Raw genomic sequence first — 3,680 nt, 5'->3', positions numbered from 1 at the left:
TCCCCCGAAAGGACCCGACGAGGGACCGGGGTTTTGATCCGGAAAGGGCAAGGGGAGCTTGCCATTGCAGCCCCTGACTACCCCGCCAATCCGAGAAACAACGCGAGCGCACGGTTCACGCTGACCATGGCCGCATCATCGAGATGGCCAAAGGGCGCGCCGATCTTGTCAGCCTTCACAGTCATTGGTTTGTCCAACATGATCTGTGACAGCACCCGCAGGCCGTTTTCCGGGGAGGGGGAGACGTATAGGCGCAGCAAGGGCGCATCGACCATGTGCGATGTGATCGGCAGGATTGCGACAGACCCCAAATCGGCGAACTGATCGGCCTGAACGATCAGCGCAGGGCGCGGCTTGCCGTAATCCCCCTGAAGGGCGACCGCGACCAGATCTCCCCGCCTCACGCCCAGTCATCCAGATCGGACAGCGCGGCATCCATGAAGTCCAACAGGCCCGTGTCGTTTTGATCCGCTGCGGCAATGAGAGCCGCCTGACGGCAACACTCAGCGGCAAAGCCGGGGCGGCGGGTGTCCGGGACCCATATCTGCACAGGGCGCAGCCCTGCAGCGCGTAGGGTGTCCCGGCGTTTCTGGACGCGTTCTGAAACAGGTGTGGGCATGGCGGCCTCCCTTTCGTTACATGTAACGATTGGCGGCTGACAGTTCAAGGTTTTTTCTACGCGTCTCAGCGCCCGAAGATCCGAGCGAAGAACCCGCTAGGCCGTGCGGCCAGCGCCTTGGCCTGAGTTTGCCAGGCATCGCGATCCGCCTTGAGGTTGGAGATGACCTCATCCAAGACTTCCAGCCGGGCCTCGGCCGAGGCCAACCCGTCCCGAGCCTCCTGACCTGCGGCGACCGCCGCCTTCAGCTCTTCCCGAAGAGTCTCTAGTTCCGCCAAATCGTTCCGCTTCGGGTGTGGCTCAGGCGCAGAGGGCGTGCTGTCTGCCCGACTGATGGTGTGCTCCATCCAGTCTGCCAGATCCTTTTCCGTAATCGACCAATGCCCGTTGTTCCGCTTGAAACCAACCAGCTGTCCCGCCGCCAAAGCTTTGGAAATAGCGCTGCGCGAGACACCTGCCACGGTCGCGGCTTTTGCGGGAGAAAGGGGCATTCCGGACTCTTTTATGAACAGTTTCGGACAGTTGTAGGGCGGTCTCAATGTGTGATATTCTGGAATATCACGGTATTTATCGTTTTTTACCAGATATGATCTGTTTTGCGCAGATTAGTCTTTTTTGTCCGGAATGAGTACCTCATTAGGCATCCTGCGGTATCAAATGATGGGGCGATACGTCTTGCAAAACCCGGTAAAGGTTCGATCGATCCCTTTGGCGTCAAGGGGAATAGCTTTGGCCTCGCACCAGTTGCGGAAGGCGTCCGTGAGGCCTCGTAGGTCCGGGATATGCCCGCCCTGAACCCGGGTCACATGCGTGCGAGCGAGGCCGTCCCATGGCTCGGTTCCCTTTAGGCTCCCACTCTTGGGGAAGGCGAGCACCGGGGCCTCCGCCGTGCCTTCACGGCGCGCCTTGCGCCCCACTTTGGGGCGATCCAACTCGCGTCTGGTGTCTTGCTTCTGGTCAAGGGGCTTTTCTTCCCAGGAGATCGTCACACTCGCCACGGTTCGCCCGACCTTGCGCGGCGTCGCCGTCAGCGTGAGGCGGGAGATTTGGTTGATCTCGGCAATGGCTGCTTCAAGGGCACGGCGGTTCAGGTCTGCAAATCGCGGCAACTTTCCATCAGGAACTCCAAACATTGCTCGCAGTTCTGGCACTGTGAAATTTTTGCCGGTGACGTGATCGAGCTTAGTCAAGCTGCTGATGTGCTGAAACAGCAAAACCGAATATTTACTGCCCAAATGGAAAACGGTTTGCCGATCCATGATTGCCCAGTGGTTCGACTGCTCGGCCATGGCGGTAAACATCCGGCTAAAATACCACGTCAGCAGCGTGTCGCCGCTGACTTCGTGCCGATAGTCCAGCAAAGCTACATCAAGAATACCACCAATCTGAACACGCTTTTTCTCGGTGTCATCGTGGATCAGTGTTGCCGCTCGCAGCTCTCCAAAGAGTGGTTTTAGCGTTTCGTGGGTGTGGTGTCCCAAGCCGTCTATTTTGCGAATGTCTGACAGGCGCATTTCATGCTGCACTGGTTCCGCCATTCGGCCACCTGCCGTGGCAATCATCAGATGCATCAACTTGAGGGCTTTCAAGCTGGGGGCGTTTTGCATGTAGACCCCTCGTGCCACCTCTGCGGGCAGCACGGTTTTGGTCTGGTCATGGGCCCGATCAGCCGCGACTTGCGTTGTTTTCAGCATGGTGACAAGTTACAGTGACTTTTTGTCATCAGTCAACAGCGATCTTTTGGCCCAATTTGTCACTTCACTGGCCCAATTTGTCACTTCACTGGCCCAATTTGTCACCGATAACCTCGCAAGCACATGTAATTAAACAAATAATTTCGCCTGAACTTATAGAACTTATAGAACAAGATAGGCGCTACGCGCTTTTTGATGAAAATTTGGAGTGATTTTGGCGCTTCTGGAAGGGTCAGAGCCCACTTTCTAGGCATTGATCAAGTTGATGGGCCTGGTCAGAACTCAGAAATACTCCAGTCCAAGCACAGCGTTTTTTTTGCATTTCGGCGGCGCGGTGCTATAGCGTTTTTAAGCATCAACGAAAGCCTCACTGTGCGCCATATTATTTTTCTAAGCCTTGGCTTAATGGCAAGCGCAACCACCGCTTCGGCCCAGTCCGTCCTCGAGCGTGTGCTCGGCCAGATTGATGGCGCGTCGAACCTCGCCCAAGTGAACGGGGTGTACGCAAACATTGCCGAGAGCGTTCTCCTGAGTAAGGCGCAATCTCGTGACATTTTGTCAAACGTAGCATCTGATTTTTCTGCAGCATCTCCTGGAGACATAGTTGCTACCATCACGGACTCAAACGGAAAATCATATGACCTCCTACGTAGTGATTTTCCAGTTTCTGGAAGCGCAACGTTGCCAGTCTGGTATACTGGGCTTACGGACCATTTGAATCTTTTCGCAGATGGGCGCGTGCAAGCGTTTGATGGGAATTGGTCTCAGGGGGACACATATTCGCTTTTTGGCGTGAACGGGGTTCTGCTTGGTCAATTTAATGACACGGACCCCCCGCTGACCAACGCACTTGTTTATGTAGAGGCAGTGACAAGCACAGAGGTATATCAAACCCCCATCGCTACGACCATCGACGGTTCGATCACAAACATCATCACAGGCGTGACGTCTGCGACGCAAGAGGCTCTTGCGGGTGCTGCATCTGCGACTGAGTTCAATCTCCCCACGTTCGACCTTGGCGACATGACGACGACGGCCCTGGGCGCTGTGAACACGGGCGAGATCACTCTGGGGGTGAACTCGGCTGTGGATGAGGCCAAGACCTCCTCAACCCGAGCAATTTCGGCTGTGATGACCCAGATCGGTGGCTCTGCGGATACCGGCGCGCTGGTGCTGAACGTGGCCAGCAACGCATCCGCTGTGAACGGGTCCATCGAGAACGTCATGATGGCGGTCAATGGCTCGATCGGCAGCGCCTCAACGACGGCCTTGGGTGCGGTGAACACCGGCACCATCACCTCTGGCGTGAACGCCGCCGTGCAGGGCAGGGTGTTACGGGACGTGCCGCCGCAAGTGCGGTCTCCACT

Annotated in this window: 4 protein-coding genes and 1 pseudogene; 1 reads left to right on the top strand and 4 read right to left on the bottom strand. The window is 56.5% G+C overall.

Annotated features, from left to right (window positions below):
* Positions 1-77: 77 nt before the first annotated feature.
* The 4 genes from AAFO90_RS24015 to AAFO90_RS24000 all read right to left on the bottom strand — a co-directional run bounded on the left by AAFO90_RS24015 (position 78) and on the right by AAFO90_RS24000 (position 2,313).
* On the bottom strand, positions 78-404 hold the full coding sequence (locus AAFO90_RS24015; RefSeq protein WP_347511069.1) for a type II toxin-antitoxin system PemK/MazF family toxin: 327 nt from the start codon (positions 402-404) through the stop codon (positions 78-80).
* Positions 401-619 carry an antitoxin MazE family protein gene (locus AAFO90_RS24010; protein ID WP_347511068.1) on the bottom strand — a complete coding sequence of 73 codons (219 nt, stop codon included), beginning with the start codon at positions 617-619 and terminating at the stop codon, positions 401-403. Before AAFO90_RS24010 ends, AAFO90_RS24015 begins: the two co-directional genes overlap by 4 nt.
* Positions 620-684: 65 nt before the next feature.
* Positions 685-1,110 carry a helix-turn-helix domain-containing protein gene (locus AAFO90_RS24005; protein ID WP_347511067.1) on the bottom strand — a complete coding sequence of 142 codons (426 nt, stop codon included), beginning with the start codon at positions 1,108-1,110 and terminating at the stop codon, positions 685-687.
* Between the two features lie 162 nt (positions 1,111-1,272).
* Complete coding sequence (locus AAFO90_RS24000) at positions 1,273-2,313, bottom strand: replication initiation protein (protein ID WP_347511066.1); 1,041 nt, start codon at positions 2,311-2,313, stop codon at positions 1,273-1,275.
* A gap of 195 nt (positions 2,314-2,508) precedes the next feature.
* Here AAFO90_RS24000 and AAFO90_RS23995 point away from each other — a divergent pair.
* Positions 2,509-3,680, top strand: a pseudogene (locus AAFO90_RS23995) (hypothetical protein); the annotation flags it as partial.

Source organism: Phaeobacter sp. CAU 1743, from assembly GCF_039839315.1.
In the GTDB taxonomy this organism is placed as follows: Bacteria; Pseudomonadota; Alphaproteobacteria; order Rhodobacterales; family Rhodobacteraceae; genus Phycobacter; species Phycobacter gallaeciensis_A.
The sequence above is the reverse complement of the archived record's forward strand: the minus strand, read 5'-3'. Positions and strand labels throughout refer to the sequence as shown.